The organism is Pseudoduganella sp. GW821-FHT12E03 (assembly GCF_058807115.1).
Genome location: NZ_JBXAQJ010000002.1, coordinates 801,234 through 815,450, shown reverse-complemented (window position 1 = coordinate 815,450; position 14,217 = coordinate 801,234). Strand labels below are relative to the sequence as shown.

12 protein-coding genes are annotated in these 14,217 nt (G+C 63.6%); 1 reads left to right on the top strand and 11 read right to left on the bottom strand.

Annotation, left to right across the window (positions count from 1 at the left end):
- Nucleotides 1–68: 68 nt before the first annotated feature.
- From AC1RRC_RS07250 to AC1RRC_RS07205, 10 genes are all read right to left on the bottom strand, one after another.
- Nucleotides 69–470, bottom strand: a complete 402-nt coding sequence (locus tag AC1RRC_RS07250; RefSeq protein ID WP_493054587.1) for a type 2 periplasmic-binding domain-containing protein — start codon at nt 468–470, stop codon at nt 69–71.
- A gap of 13 nt (nt 471–483) precedes the next feature.
- Nucleotides 484–1,728, bottom strand: coding sequence for a hypothetical protein (locus tag AC1RRC_RS07245; protein WP_493054586.1), 1,245 nt, complete (start codon nt 1,726–1,728; stop codon nt 484–486).
- Between the two features lie 120 nt (nt 1,729–1,848).
- Nucleotides 1,849–2,958, bottom strand: a complete 1,110-nt coding sequence (locus AC1RRC_RS07240; protein WP_493054585.1) for a transporter — start codon at nt 2,956–2,958, stop codon at nt 1,849–1,851.
- A 104-nt stretch (nt 2,959–3,062) separates the two neighbouring features.
- Nucleotides 3,063–4,091 (bottom strand): 4-hydroxy-2-oxovalerate aldolase, encoded by a 1,029-nt coding sequence (gene dmpG, locus AC1RRC_RS07235; RefSeq protein ID WP_493054584.1) that lies wholly within the window; start codon nt 4,089–4,091, stop codon nt 3,063–3,065.
- Nucleotides 4,088–5,056, bottom strand: a complete 969-nt coding sequence (locus tag AC1RRC_RS07230; protein ID WP_493054583.1) for an acetaldehyde dehydrogenase (acetylating) — start codon at nt 5,054–5,056, stop codon at nt 4,088–4,090. The genes dmpG and AC1RRC_RS07230 overlap by 4 nt, the downstream gene beginning before the upstream one ends.
- A gap of 10 nt (nt 5,057–5,066) precedes the next feature.
- The gene (locus tag AC1RRC_RS07225) at nt 5,067–5,876 is read right to left on the bottom strand and encodes a 2-keto-4-pentenoate hydratase (RefSeq protein ID WP_493054582.1); all 810 of its coding nucleotides are present in this window, start codon (nt 5,874–5,876) and stop codon (nt 5,067–5,069) included.
- Nucleotides 5,851–7,587, bottom strand: a complete 1,737-nt coding sequence (gene mhpA / locus AC1RRC_RS07220; protein ID WP_493054581.1) for a bifunctional 3-(3-hydroxy-phenyl)propionate/3-hydroxycinnamic acid hydroxylase MhpA — start codon at nt 7,585–7,587, stop codon at nt 5,851–5,853. The genes AC1RRC_RS07225 and mhpA overlap by 26 nt, the downstream gene beginning before the upstream one ends.
- A complete protein-coding gene (locus AC1RRC_RS07215; RefSeq protein WP_493054580.1) occupies nt 7,584–8,588 on the bottom strand; it encodes a VOC family protein in 1,005 nt (334 codons plus the stop codon). The genes mhpA and AC1RRC_RS07215 overlap by 4 nt, the downstream gene beginning before the upstream one ends.
- Nucleotides 8,585–10,252: an FAD-dependent monooxygenase gene (locus tag AC1RRC_RS07210; RefSeq protein WP_493054579.1), complete on the bottom strand. Its 1,668-nt coding sequence runs from the start codon at nt 10,250–10,252 to the stop codon at nt 8,585–8,587. The genes AC1RRC_RS07215 and AC1RRC_RS07210 overlap by 4 nt, the downstream gene beginning before the upstream one ends.
- Nucleotides 10,249–11,121, bottom strand: coding sequence for an alpha/beta fold hydrolase (locus AC1RRC_RS07205; protein ID WP_493054578.1), 873 nt, complete (start codon nt 11,119–11,121; stop codon nt 10,249–10,251). Before AC1RRC_RS07205 ends, AC1RRC_RS07210 begins: the two co-directional genes overlap by 4 nt.
- 143 nt (nt 11,122–11,264) lie before the next feature.
- Between AC1RRC_RS07205 and AC1RRC_RS07200 the strand changes: the two genes are divergently transcribed.
- The gene (locus AC1RRC_RS07200; RefSeq protein ID WP_493054577.1) at nt 11,265–11,948 is read left to right on the top strand and encodes a TetR/AcrR family transcriptional regulator; all 684 of its coding nucleotides are present in this window, start codon (nt 11,265–11,267) and stop codon (nt 11,946–11,948) included.
- Between the two features lie 151 nt (nt 11,949–12,099).
- Here the strand turns inward: AC1RRC_RS07200 and AC1RRC_RS07195 are convergent, their stop codons facing one another.
- Entirely contained in the window at nt 12,100–14,124 is a 2,025-nt protein-coding gene (locus AC1RRC_RS07195) for a glycoside hydrolase family protein (RefSeq protein WP_493054576.1), read from the bottom strand.
- Nucleotides 14,125–14,217 lie beyond the last annotated feature (93 nt).

Sequence of the window (14,217 nt, the reverse complement as noted above, 5' to 3'; positions counted from 1 at the left end):
TCCGGCCAACCGTATACAGGTCGACACCCAGACTGAGACCGGTGTGGCATGGCAAGTGTCTCCATTACTTATGGCACCGTGAGGATAACCTTGACGGTGCCGTCCAGCGCCGCCTTGTCAATATAACCGATCGCGTTGGGATCAGCCGCCACGGCTTTTTTCACGTCGGAACTACTGCGGTATTCTTTCGGTGCGGCGCCTTTACCCGTAAACGTCAGCTTGGCCCAGATTGCCTTGACTTCGCTAACGTCCTTGCCCGCCACCTTTTGGTAAAACTCCGCGCGCAGCGGCGAGTTTTCCGGCAAATCCACCGGAGTAAACATTTGCGATTTGCCAAGAAAAAATTGTGCAGCCTGCGACGGGAACATTTTCGTAGCCGGATTCAACGGGTTGACGATCACGACCAGCTCTTCCGCATCAGCCGCCAACGATGCCGCGTACAACACGGCACCTGCCATCAGTGTCTTCATGTTCATCCTTGCCTCAGAAAAGAAAATCCACGCCGGCCGCACAGACGGTGGCGCTACCGTGGTAACCCGGCGCGGCATTGATCAGCAGGCCAGCTCCGTGATCGGGACGAACTCGGTCCAGTTGCGCCTTGAACGACGCCGATTGCGCGAAATTCCAGCGCACACCGGCGCTGATGGTCGACTGCACGGCAAGTCCGCGCGCCAGCACACCGTCGACCGCGCCCGCCAGCATACGGACGGTTACCCCACAGGACGCGGGTAAATCGGCCCTACAGGCAGCCGGCACGTTATTGCCGACAGAATTGTGCGAGCGCAGCGACGCGTATGCCGCATAAGGCATGAACGCCCCCAAGCGGTATCCGCCCATCAGATACCATGCGCGCGTATCGGGAATGAAAGCATCGACTTTGCGTTTGCCTACCTCTGCCTGTAGCAACAGCTTGCCACGATCCAGCACCAGACCGGCTGACGTGAACGATGCCTTTTTATTGTTGGCCGCCAACCGGTCAGACAGTGCATTCAGCTGCGGCATGCCATATGCTGTACCTGCACTGCTCAAGGCCAACGTCAGGGGAATCGTTGCGGAATTGTCCGCAGTCAGGCGCGATTGCGTGTAGCTGAAGCGCAGTGTGAGCGCACCTTGTTCGGCCAACACGTTCACAGACTTGGCGCCATGGATCCTCAGCACCGTATGCGTACCGGGCGCTGCCCCGGGCACGGTCAGATCCTGCTTGGTGGAACCGGCAACCAACTGCGTGGTCAGGTTGACGCCGCCAATATCAGCCTGGTGGCTGACTGCGGCGCCGTCCAGGTTGTCGTAGGGGACTTGCGCATACATTTCCTGCGGCGGACGGATCGTCGTGTTGGCAAAGCCGACGTTGCGATAATCCGAGATCAGGTAGATCGGGGCGGCGATGCGGCCAGCCATCGCCGTCCAGCGATGACCGATCTTCGCCCGTGCATAGGCCCAATAAAGCTCGGCGCCCCAGTCGCCGGTGTTGAGCTTACGGGCCAGTCCCTGGGCCGTGAACGACAGCCAGTCATTGGCGGCCAGCGTTCCCTGGATGCCGAGGTTCGAATCAACCCAATTCACTGGCGACTTTTTCGCGCCATATAGCTGGTTGCTGCGGCCGAATTCCGCTGTATCGGTATCGCTCATGGTGTAGGCGAACGTGCCATAGCCGGACACGGTGACGGCCGGGCCATCGCCGGCGGCATAACTTGTCGTCGCCAGCATAGCCAGCGTCAGTGCCAGCATGGTAGGACACATAGGGTGCTTCATGGTGTAAGTCCAAGTAAGGGAGAAAAAACCGCGGCCGCCAGGCCGCAGCAACAACTCCCCGGGCATAGTTCGGGGAGTGCGGGAACAACGGAGCGGTTAAAACACTTTGGTGACGCGCACCTGGCTGAAATTGCCATGCTTGGCATTACGTGAATTGGTGGAACTCATCACTTGTGCAGTCAACGCGGCATTGAACCCCGGCACCAGCGTGGTAAAAAATACGCCCGCATTGTTGGACCGGAAGCGGCTGGCGCCCCATGGATTGTTACTGTCGTCCTGGACTTGTTGGACGCGGATGCCATGCACGCCGAACACACCCAGCGGCGTCTTATAGCCTGCGGCAAGTTCCGCGCCCACCCAGTTCCCGCTACGTAAATCGTTGTCCTGATTGCGGCCATTGATACCCACCGTGAATTTGCCGGACAGAGAACAGTCCGGCGTGACCATGTACGCCGCCTGCACGGACGGACGGAACGTGGTGAAGTTGCCAAAGCCGATGTCCGGCCCCGCCTTCGATGAATATTTTCCAGTCGGCAGTACGATGGAGATGCCGGCCAGCAGCCGCCATTTGTCGGTCACGTACAGCCAGCCGCCCTGCAACTCGACGTCGCCGATGCCTGACACCTTGCCGGTTTCCGCCATAGCCTGCGTCGCCAGTGCGCCCTGGTATTGCGCGTTGAATCCAGCATTGACGGCCGCCCGCGCGACGGCCGGGAGTGCGGCCACCGCGACCGCGTTCCATTGCAGCGCCGGCGTGCCCCCCTTCGCATCGAAATACTGCGTTTTCTCACCAAGCGGCACATTGAACAGGAAAGCGAGGCGCCCGCCGCCATAGCTGTCCTCCGAGACATAGCCGGCCGCGAAGTTCATCAACTTAAAGGTTCCCGTGCCGTACACCTGCGCGGTATGGGCGCCATATTGCGGCGCGAGCGCGGTCGGCGCGCCCGGCACCGGCACCGTGCCGGACGGCGTACGGTTGGTCAGCACGCCGCCGTCGTCGCCGCTCACTTTGTTGACGTCGAGGTGCGTGGCGGCGACGCCGGCCGCCCAGCCGGTCTGGTCTGGCGGTGCAAACATTTCACCACCCAGTGTGCCGGCGAGGTTGTAGCGGACCTGGAAGCCTTCGCCAGCCAGGGCCGGTGCCGCAGCGGACAGCAGCAAAGCGGTGGTCAGCGCAGTGCGGCGGGAGTTGGTTGGGGTGTTCATCGTGTCTCCTGATGCTATTCTTAGGGATGCAAGGGGCCATCGCGCCACCAGGAAGCGGCGCGCCGGCAAATTTAAATGGATGAGTAAGACGGACTACGGCATGCTTACGCGGCCTGTCGCTTCAGCAAATCCAGCGCCACGTCGACAATCATGTCTTCCTGCCCGCCCACCATCCGGCGGCGACCCAGTTCGACCAGGATGTCGACCGTGCGCAAGCCATATTTCTCCGCCGCCGCCTCGCTGTGGCGCAGGAAGCTGCTATAGACGCCCGCGTAGCCCAGCGCCAGGGTCTCTCGGTCTACCCGCACCGGCCGGTCCTGCAGCGGACGCACGATGTCGTCGGCAGCATCCATCAAGCTATACAGGTTGCAGCCATGGTTCCATTGCATGCGCTCCGCTGCCGCAATGAACACTTCCAGCGGCGCATTGCCGGCACCCGCGCCCATGCCGGCCAGGCTGGCGTCGATGCGGTCGCAACCCTCTTCCACCGCCACGATACTGTTAGCCACACCCAGACTGAGATTGTGGTGCGCGTGCATGCCGGTCTCGGTTTCCGGCTTTAGCACCGCCTTGAAGGCGCGGAACCGCGCACGTACGTCATTCATCGTCAGCGCACCACCGGAATCGACCACGTAGCAGCAGGTGGCGCCATAGCTTTCCATCAGCTTGGCCTGCTGCGCCAGGTGCTCCGGCGTCGTCATGTGGCTCATCATCAGAAAGCCGGCGGCATCCATGCCAAGCGAACGCGCATATTCGATATGCTGGCGCGAAATGTCAGCTTCCGTGCAATGCGTGGCCACCCGCACGATGCGCGCGCCGGCCTCATAGGCGGCTCTTAAATCGTGCACGGTGCCTATGCCAGGCAACAGCAGGGTCGCGATTTTCGCGCGCCTGGTCACGGCGGCAACGGCGGCGATCCATTCGACGTCGGTATGCGCCCCGAAGCCGTAATTGAAACTGCCGCCCTGTAACCCGTCGCCGTGCGCGACTTCGATGGAATCCACACCCGCCTCGTCCAGCGCGCGGGCAATGCGCTGCACCTGGTCGATGCTGTACTGGTGGCGGATCGCGTGGCTGCCGTCGCGCAATGTGACGTCGGAAATGGTGAGCTTGCGCCCGTTATCGTGGTTCATGATGGGTTCCTTTCCTGCACCAGCTTGCCTGCGAAAGGTCCGGTCATATTTTCAGCCATGCGTTCCGCCATGCGCAGTGCGGCACTGGTCATGATGTCCAGGTTGCCCGCATAGGCGGGCAGGTAATGCGCGGCGCCCTCCACTTCAAGAAATATCGACGTTTTTAGTCCCGCGTCGATATGGCCGACACCGGGAATGCGCAAATGCCGCACCTCGTCAAACTGCACCCGCTGCTTGAGACGGTAGCCCGGCACGTACGATTGCACGTCCGCCGCCATCTGTTCGATTGAACGTTCCAGCCCGGCGCGGTCGGCCACATCGCTCAGCGTGTACACGGTGTCGCGCATCACCAGCGGCGGCTCGGCCGGATTCAGGATGATGATGGCTTTGCCGCGCGCGGCGCCGCCCACGGTTTCCACGGCACGCGAAGTGGTTTCCGTGAATTCATCGATATTCGCGCGGGTGCCGGGGCCGGCGCTCTTGCTGGCGATACTGGCCACGATTTCCGCATAATGCACATGCGCCACGCGGCTGACGGCGGCCACCATGGGGATGGTGGCCTGGCCACCGCACGTCACCATATTGACGTTGGGGGCACCGATATGCGCTGCGCCGTTGACCACCGGGATGCAGTACGGGCCGATGGCTGCGGGCGTCAGATCGACCAGGCGGATGCCCGGCTTCGCGGCGCGCAGGAAGGCGTCGTTTCTCACGTGGGCGCCAGCGGATGTGGCATCGAACACGATATCGATGTCATCGAATTCCGGCAGGCGCACCAGACCCTCCACACCTTCCGGCGTGATGGCCACGCCCAGGCGCGCGGCCCGCGCCAAGCCGTCCGATGCCGGGTCGATCCCCACCATTGCGGCGATCCCGATCCGCTCGCCATGGCGCAGAATTTTAATCATCAGGTCGGTGCCGATATTGCCACTGCCAATGATGGCAGCCTTGATCTTGTGATGCATTCCAGTCTCCTTACGCCATCCGGCACGACACCGTGCCCACGCCTGCGATACGCGCCTGCAGCACATCGCCTGCCACCACCGGCGCCATCGGCCCCAGCGCGCCAGACAGGATCACCTGCCCCGCCCTTAAACCATTTGCCCGCGCCGCCATGGTGCGCGCCAGCCAGTAGGCGGCGCGCAATGGATGGCCGAGGCAGGCGCCCCCCGAGCCGACCGACACGGTTTCGCCGTTTTTCGTCATCTGCATGCCGGCGTCGAGCAATTGCACCGCGCCCAGCGCCACCGGCTGGTCGCCCAGCACATACATGCCGCACGATGCGTTGTCGGCCACGGTATCGGCCAGCGTGATCTTCCAGTCGGCGATCGCGCTGTCGACGATTTCAAGCGCAGGCAGTGCGTATTCCAGGCAATTCAGGAATTGCGCCCACGATGGCTGCCGCGTATCCAGGTCCCGCCCGACAACGAAGGCGATCTCCGCCTCCGCCTTGGGCTGCATCAGCCGCGCCATCGGGACTATCTCGCCATTGAGCACCTCCATGTCATCGAGCAACACGCCGAAATCCGGCTCGCCGACACCCAGTTGCTGTTGCACCGCTTTCGATGTCAGACCGACTTTCAGTCCTGTGATGCTTCGCCCCTGCTCCAGCGCCAGGGCCGTGTTGATGCCTGCCACGGCATAGGCGCAGTCCAGTCCGCCAATGCCGAACGTGGCGGAAATGGGTGGAACCGGCCTGCATTGCGCACGCGCGGCGCGCAACGCGGCGGCGGCTTGGACGACAGCCTCGGTTGATGCCTCAGGCGGCATTTTCAAAATCGTCATGTTGGACCCTGTGCGCCGGAACAGACCGGCAAAGTTGTTGAGAAAGCTGTTGCATCGCGGCGGCCAGCGCCGTCGGCGGCACGATGCCGTATACGTATTTGTCGGGGCGGACAATGGCAATCCGGCCGGCGTTCACGCCCGCCTCGCGCAGCCACGCCGTCAGCTCGCCGCCGACGTCTTCCAGTTCGGCCACGCCGGACGGCGCGACCGGCGCGATACTTTGCCCCTGTGGCCGCATGCCGAGCCCGAACACCGTGACGTAACGCATGCCAAGCGCGGCAAGGCTGCGCTGCAACGCTGCCGGCAGGGGAGCCGCCGGATCGGCGCCATAGCCCAGCAAAGCCCAGCCCTCGCCCAGTGCTTCATCGAGCAGCAGGTGGCGGCCGTCAAACGTGCGCACCCGCGGCTGCGCCAGCAAACGCCCTTCGGCCCCGTGGCGCCGCTGCCGCGGCAAGCCGAAGTATTGGTCTTTCGCAAAAGCCGGTTTAGGCTTGAAACCGCCTTCGCGCACATAGCCGCGCAAGGCCGGCGCCAGCAACATGGCCCGCACCAGCGTATTGCGCAGCCATGCCATGGCAGGGTTACGCTGGGAAACGAATTTCATCATCAGCACCGATGCATCGATCATTTGCTTCGCATGCGGCCGGCGTTCGGACTCATAGGTATCGAGCAAAGCGCCGTCCGCGCCGCCGCGCAGCACCGCATCGAGCTTCCATGCCAGGTTCGCCGCGTCGCGCAGCCCGGAGCTCATGCCCTGGCCCATGAACTGCGGCGTCATGTGGGCCGCGTCGCCGGCCAGCAGCACGCGCCCGTCGCGCCAGCGCTCCGCCACCAGCGCATTGAAGGTGTACACCAGCTTGCGCAGGATCTCGACCTTGTCGACGTCGATGTGCTGTGCCAGCAGGCGCCGCACAGTGGCCGGGTGTTCCATGTATTCCCTGGTCTGACCCGGTACCAGCATGAATTCAAAGCGGTGATGGCCATCCGGCTGCGGCACGCTGATGGTCGGCTGCTCCGGTTTCAGGTAAAAACTGAAATACGGGATGTGGCGGAACGCCTGCTCCCCCTCCTTCAGGCGCAGGTCGATCACCAGCCATGGATTGGGGAAACTGGTGCCCGCCAGCTTAATGCCCAGCAGCGAACGCACGGTACTGCGCCCGCCGTCGCAGCCGATCAGGTAGCGCGCCCGTACCGCATCAACGTCGCGGTGCGCCGGCGCGGTATCGGCGGCGCACTCGCTGGCGCCATAGGCGGAACCGGCAGTCGCGGCGTGCGTCAACGTGACGCCATCGACATGCTGCAGAAAATTCACCAGTTCGCGGCCCCGCTGGATGCGCACGTTCGGGTAGCGGGCCAGCAAGGATTCCAGCTTGGTTTCCAGGTACGGCTGGTACAGGAAGTTCGACGTCCCCCAGCCATAGGGCTTTTTCGTGCTGATGAACTGGCCCAGCACGGAACCATCGGCGAACACCCATTGCGCCGGCGTGTCGAGCAGCATGTCCGCCTCCAGGTCCGGCGCAATTCCGGCCGACTGGAAGATGCGCATGCATTCGTCGTCGGTATACACGGCGCGCGCATTGCCGTAAAACCGCGGCTCACGTTCCAGCACCAGCACTTTCCAGCCGCGCCGGCCCAGCAAATGCGCCAGCATCAGTCCGGTGGGGCCAAGACCTGCAATGGCCACGTCCACCGTGTCTCCTTGATGGTTCATGATTTTCTCCCTGCCACGTATTCACGCTGCGTGAGCGACAGCAGCCCCCGCCCCAGTTGTTTCAGCTTGTCGCCCGCAGTCAGGCTTTCTGGGAAATGCCCCCACAGGCTGATGCCGTGGTACGTGGTGGGGGTCCAGCCGGTGGCGTCGTTGACCACGATGGGGTCCCATCCCAGCTCAAGTTCGAAGCCGGACGGGCTTTCCACATAAAACGACACTTCCCGGTCGTTCGGATGCTGTCCGATTGCGCTGGCAATGCGGTAGCCGAGCTTGCGGCAGCGGCGGTAACCCTCGGTCACGTCATCCAGGCTGGCGACCTGCAGGTTCAGGTGGTGGATCTGCGTCCGCAGAGGATTGAACCGCACGCCGCGCGTGGCTGCCGTGGCCACTGAATGGTGGCGCTCGTTAACCCGCAGGAATGTCAGTTCCATCAGCACACCGTTCAACCGCTCCTCGATATGGTCGGACAGCCGCGCATCGAACACTTCGCGCCAGAACGCCTGCATTGCTTCCGGTTCGCGCGTGGTGATGGCCACGTGGCCCATGCCTCCCGCCCCGGTGACAAATCCGCTGGCACGCATGGACAGCGCAGCAGGGGTGTACACCGGATGCACGAACAATTCCACGCGTACGCGCTTCGGCCCCGCGAACGACCAGTATTGCGCCACGCCGCGCAGCGCCGCCTCTTCCGGCGGACCGGCTTCCACTGCGATGCCGCGCGCCCGCAGGCGTTGCAACACCAGTTGCACGGCATCGTCGTGATCCAGTTGCCATCCCAGCGCGGCCACGTCTTCCATCGGGCCGTCGCGCACGATCAAGCGGCGCTGGTGGCGGTCGATTCGATAAACCAGCGCGTCATCGCCCGTCCGGTCGACATGCACTCCAAGTCCCTCTTCGCCGAAGCGGTGCCAGTCATCGCGCTTGCGCGATTCGACCAGCACATAGCCCAAGCGCATCCGCCCGAACAGCGAAGCAGCGCCTTGACGGGTCTCCGTATTCATGCAAGCACCGTTACCTTGCCGCACAACCGGTCAACCAGCAGGCGGCAATCATTGGGCAGCGCATGACCGCGCCAGACGACATGCATATCCTGGCGTACCACCAGCAGCGGATGCTGGAACGCTTCATCGCCGGCCTGTGGCGGCGCGTCCAGCATCGCCAGCGGCATGTGGGCCGCGTGCGCGGCTTCCATCAGCGGCGCCAAGTCGATGCCTGGTTCGAAGCGCAGCACGGTGTATGCCATGCCCAGCCTGTCGCACACCGACACGCCAGGCGCCAGCCAGATGTGCGGCAAGCGGCAGCCCGGAACGGTTGACGGAGTGACCGAGCCCATGCTGTAGGACGGTGGCGGCACGCCGTCGTACGAGATGATGGGCGAGTGATCGTAGTAATAGCCGAAATTCAACCCTTCCGGTGTGAACTGCGGTACGTTCAAGGCATGCAGTTTGGCGCCCATGACCTTGCGGATCGCAATGCCGGCCGGGTTGTAGCGCGACGACATGGCGGCAGGCGGCGTGTTCCTGCCCAGCGTATCCATGATCTCGACCATGCTTTGCATCGCCAGGCGCGACACCTGGTCCGTGATTGGATGGCGCTCCGCCTCATAGGCATCGAGCATGGCGGGACCGGCCCAGCCTTGCAGCACATTGGTCAGCAGCCATGCGATGCTGACGCCGTCGGCAATACCGGCATTCATACCGTAACCGGCAAACGGGACCCACAGGTGGGCCGCATCGCCGGCCAGGAACACGCGACCATCGCGCATGCGCTCGGCCACCAGCCGTCGCCCCACCCAGTCTTCATGGTGCACGATCTCAAAAGCGAAATCACCATCCACGCCCAGCATGTCGCGGATCGACTGCTCCTTGTCCAGCGCCTCGAAATCACGCTCACCGTGCGGCAAGGTGCGATGCACCAGCCACAGGTCCGCGCCGTCGATGGCCACCACCACGCCACGCACCTTGTGGTTGACGATCCAGCTCATCCAGGCCTTGCGGCGCGCGCCAAACAATTTGCCCAGGCCTGGTGCGCGGATCAGGCTGGAGCGGGTATGCGCGAGCGCTGCGTCGCCCTGCAACTTGACACCCATCTGGTAGCGTACCGGACTGCGTCCGCCATCGGCGCCAATCAGATAATCGCCGCGCAGCACGGATTCCACGCCGCCGGACCTGACGCGCAGGCTGACGCCGGTGGCGTCTTGTTCATACCCCAGGACCTCGGTGTCGTAATGCACGGTGACGCCCGACAGGGAACGCATGCGTTTTGCAATGATGGGATTGCTGTATAGCTGGCTGATGCGGACATAGGGTTCCGGCGTGCGCCAGTGCGCATCGGGAAAATCCTTCGGAAAAGGTTCCGCGCTGCGCTCATCGCGCGACGGCATGCCGATGCGGGTCAACTCCGGACCATTCATGCTGGTGGCGTAGATCACGTCGGTCGGAAAATCGTCCGGCAAGCCGGCCGCGCGCACCTCGTCGGCAATGCCGAAACGGCGCAGCGTTTCCAGGGTGCGCGACGCCATGCTGTTGCACTTGGCGTCGGCCGGCTGATCGGCGGATTTCACTTCCACGACGATCACGGCAATACCGCGGCGCGCCGCTTCGATGGCCGCGCACATGCCGGTCGGGCCGGCGCCGGCGATCAGGATGGTTGGGGTGCCGCTCATGCTGGACTCCTGTCTTGTTGGATGAACGCCGTCACCAGCGCGTTGAATTCGTCGGCCCGTTCCCATTGCACCCAGTGGCCGGTGCGGCTGAACAGGTACAAATCGCAGTTCGGCATGCGCCGCTGCAGCGACTTGCCGCCACTGGGACGGTTGACCTTGTCTTCTGTGCCCCACAGCACCAGCGTCGGGTTGGGCAGTGTGGCAAGTCGACTGTCGCGGGTGAAATCGATCTTGCTGAACTTCGGGATGCCTTTGGGACGTTGCAGCGGCGGCTGCGCCACCACTTCCGGGTCGATGCTGGCCTGAAACCGCTGTTCGATGACGGCGTCCGGCACCTGGCTGCCGTCGAACACCAGATCTTCGCGGATGAAGGTGCGCAGCTTATCCAACGTCGGCCCTTCGCCTTTGTAGTAATCCAGCAAGTGATTCAGGCCCTTGGTCGGCAAGCCACGCGTGGTGTCGACACCGCCCGGCCCCATCAACACCAGCCGGCCCATGCGCGCCGGACGGTCCAGCGCCATGCGCAATGCGCACGCGCCTCCCAGCGAATTACCAACCGCATGGGCACGCCGCACCTGCAGCGCATCAAGCAGGCCATGCATGGTGTCGGCCAGTTCGCCGAAAGGGTCGGTCCGGCTCAGGCCTTTGGTGGAACGGCCATAGCCGGGCAAGTCCGGCACGATGACGCGGAAGTGCGCGGCCAGCGCACCGATGTTGCGTTCGTAATTGGGGGTGCCGGATGCGCCGGGACCGCCCCCATGCAGCATCAGCAAGGCCGGACCCTGGCCCGCTTCGCTGACATGAATGTGTTTATTGCCTATGCGCACTGTGTGGCCGGCCAGGCTTGCGCCATGGTTCGAGGATTGCATGAAGTGTCTCCAGGTGGTGTTGATAGAGTATAGTGAGATTTATCTCGCTATGACAAGAGTCTCGTTGTGAGAAATGTCTCGGGATGACAACAGCCAGGGTATTGCTTATACTCTCGCCTTCAGGACGAACGACAGGAACCGGCATGGAAAAGGCAAGCAATGGCGATCACCGCACGCGGGTGGCCATCGAGCGGCGCGAACGCATGCGCGCGAGGCTGATTGAAAGCGCGTTGCAAGTGTTTGCGGAAAATGGCGTGGGGGCGAGCGCGATCCAGCAAGTCATCGCAACCGCAAAGGTGTCGCAAGGCTCGTTTTACAACCATTTCCGGACCAATGAAGAATTGCTGGAGGCGCTCAGCGATACGCTCAACAATGAACTGCTGCGGCTGATCGAAACGGAGGTCGGCGGCTATGCCGATCCGGCGCGCCGCATCGCCTGCGGCCTGCGGCTGTATTTACAGGCGGCCAGGGCTTATCCCCTGTTTGCGCGATTCGTGTGCGCGGCCGGACTGCACGCGGCGGGACCGAATAACCTGTTTTATGAATTCCTGCCGCAGCATATCGCGGACGGCTTGCAAACCGGCCAGTTCCGCGGCATCACCATTGAGGAAGGGCTGGATATCATGGCCGGGACCATGCTGACCACAGTGTTGCGGCTGTCGACAGGGGATGTGGCGCCGGATTACCCGGAGCGCATGGTAGCGGCGATCCTGCGCGGCATGGGCATGACGCCGGCGGAAGCAGCCGAGTTCGTGGCATTGCCACTGGCGCGGATTGCAGTGGCGCCGGACTCGCTGCTCGGGCGCAGCAACGCCGCCGCCGCATAAGGCCAAGGCAGGAATACTGACGAGCTAATTTCACAAAGCTGTTCGGTCCTCATCAACTCATCCGCACTTCCGGCCGCGTGCAGGCAAGGTGCCGCAGGACGCGCCGGGAGCGACATGCGGCACAAAACCGAGGCGACACCCGGCAAACGAATCATGAATCCCGCATCTGCAGCGCGTGCACCAAGGCCCAGTCCTGGTCGTTGGCATAGGGATCGGCAACGCGCGCGTACAGGCCGTTGACGGACAGTGGATACACATACGCGGCGGACGCGCGCCCGTCCGCCTGGAACAGCGACAGGTTGTTGCGAATGATGCCTTCGGCCCGCTGCGCATACGCCTTGCCACCGCCAGCCCGGGCGTAGTGATGGAAGGCGATGGCCGTGATCGTGCTCCAATAGTGCGGGAAGGTGTCGCCGAACAGCAGCCGTTTACCAAACCAGTAACCGTCCCAGTGGCGGATCGCCACGTCGTTCATGCGGTGGTCCGGCTGGCGGCCGTTAAACAGTTCCAGCAAGGCCAAGTGGGGCTTGGCGGCGTTCAGCCAGCGCGTGTCGCCGGTGGCCCTATGCAGCTCCAGCAGGAGCACGGCGGCCGGCCCGACGATGGACTGCTCGTAGTTCACTTCCATCTCCGGATAACGCGAACCGATTTCCTCGATCCTGCGCGCGTGCCTTTCGAACAACGGCAGCACCCTGGCATGGTCCGCCATGCGGCCCGCCTTCCTGAGGGCGGTCAGCCCGTCATAGACCGGTATGCCAATAGCGTAGAACTTTTCCCCGCCCAGTGCATAGTAACTCTCGATGGTACGGACGAAGGCCTGCCACGATGCCTCCGCGCCGGTGAGCCGCGCATGCTCGAGGTGCAGCTGCGCCACCCAGGGCCAGTTGTACAGGCGTTCGATCGGGCTGCCGACGGCGTCCAGCACATAGCCGTCGGGCCGCTGCAGGCGCGTGGAGACAAATTCCACATAGCGGTGCAGCGCGGTCATGAGGGCTGGGTCCTGTTCAGGCTGCGTGCGCAGCCAGCGCGCCAGCAGCACCCCCATGGCGAGGCGTTCGCGTCCTTCGTTGCGGTCGCGCGCCGCCACCTTGTCCCTGCGCACCTGCGACTCGGTCTCGTTGTCGTATACGACGAAAGCGCCCTCCGCCGGGTCGCCCGGCGTGTTGACCTGCTGGCGTTCGACGATGAATTTCAAGCGCGCGGCGATCAACTGGTCCAGCGCCGGCACCACGTTCAGCACGATCGGCGTCTTCGTGCCAGCAGTCGTGGTCAGTTGCAGCACCCGCTCGCCCACGATGTCGGCCTTGAACGACGCCTGCAGCGCGGAGCCGGCGCGCGTCAGCGGCAGTTCCACGTCCTTGTGTTTCAGCGCCGCCGCCTTCAGGTTCCTGCCCCGCACCGACAACCGCACCGATTCGCCCACATAGGCCGTGTAGTGCGAGGCCTCCATTTGCACGAAGACCGTCGAACGAGCGGCGCACTGCGCGAAGAAATCGTCCCAGCCTCCGTGCCAGAACATGGTCCAGGCCACGGCGCGCGTCTCGCCTGGCTGGAGGTCGCGGATTTCCGGATGCAGCATGAAGTTGCCACGGGTGTTGGAGCTGACCACCTCGTCCCGTCCCCACACGCTGTAAAAAGCAAGGGAGCCCTCGGTCAGCACCAGTCCCAGATGCGGTGCGCGCCCCCCCATGCGCTGCATGGCCACCCACGATGATGTGCCACCCGTCCAGATGTGCGCGTGACAGCGATTCTCCATCACATCGTGCGAGTCGGTGTAGTGATCGTTGAACGGCGTGGCGATAGCCAGCGCGTGCCTGGAGCCCGCCATCGGCAAGACATCGGCGCCCAGGTTGCTGAACTGGTAGCGTTCCTCCAGCGCGTCCTCCTTCAACGTGCGCGTGACCACCACTTCCAGCGCGCCCACCCGGTAGACGCTGCGCGCCTGCCGCTTGGCGGCGTCCACCAAGAACCCGGCCGCCGTCTCCCAGCGGCCCCGGTGCATCACCGACTTGCCGAGGTCAGCGAATCCAAGCCCCCATTGCAGCGAGCGCGTTTGCCACGGCGCGTTGGCCGGGCCGCCAATCCAGCTCATGCGGGCGTTGTCTTGCGGATGCGCGATGGAAAGCATACTGCCGGATGACGGTTCAAACCCCAGCTTGAATGAAGCGCTGGACAAAATGGATATGCCGGCGCCGGCCTCCCCGCTTTGCTGCTGCGCGGCCACCGGCCCGATTGCCGTGCCTAGCGCACCCGCGGCGCCGGCTGACTT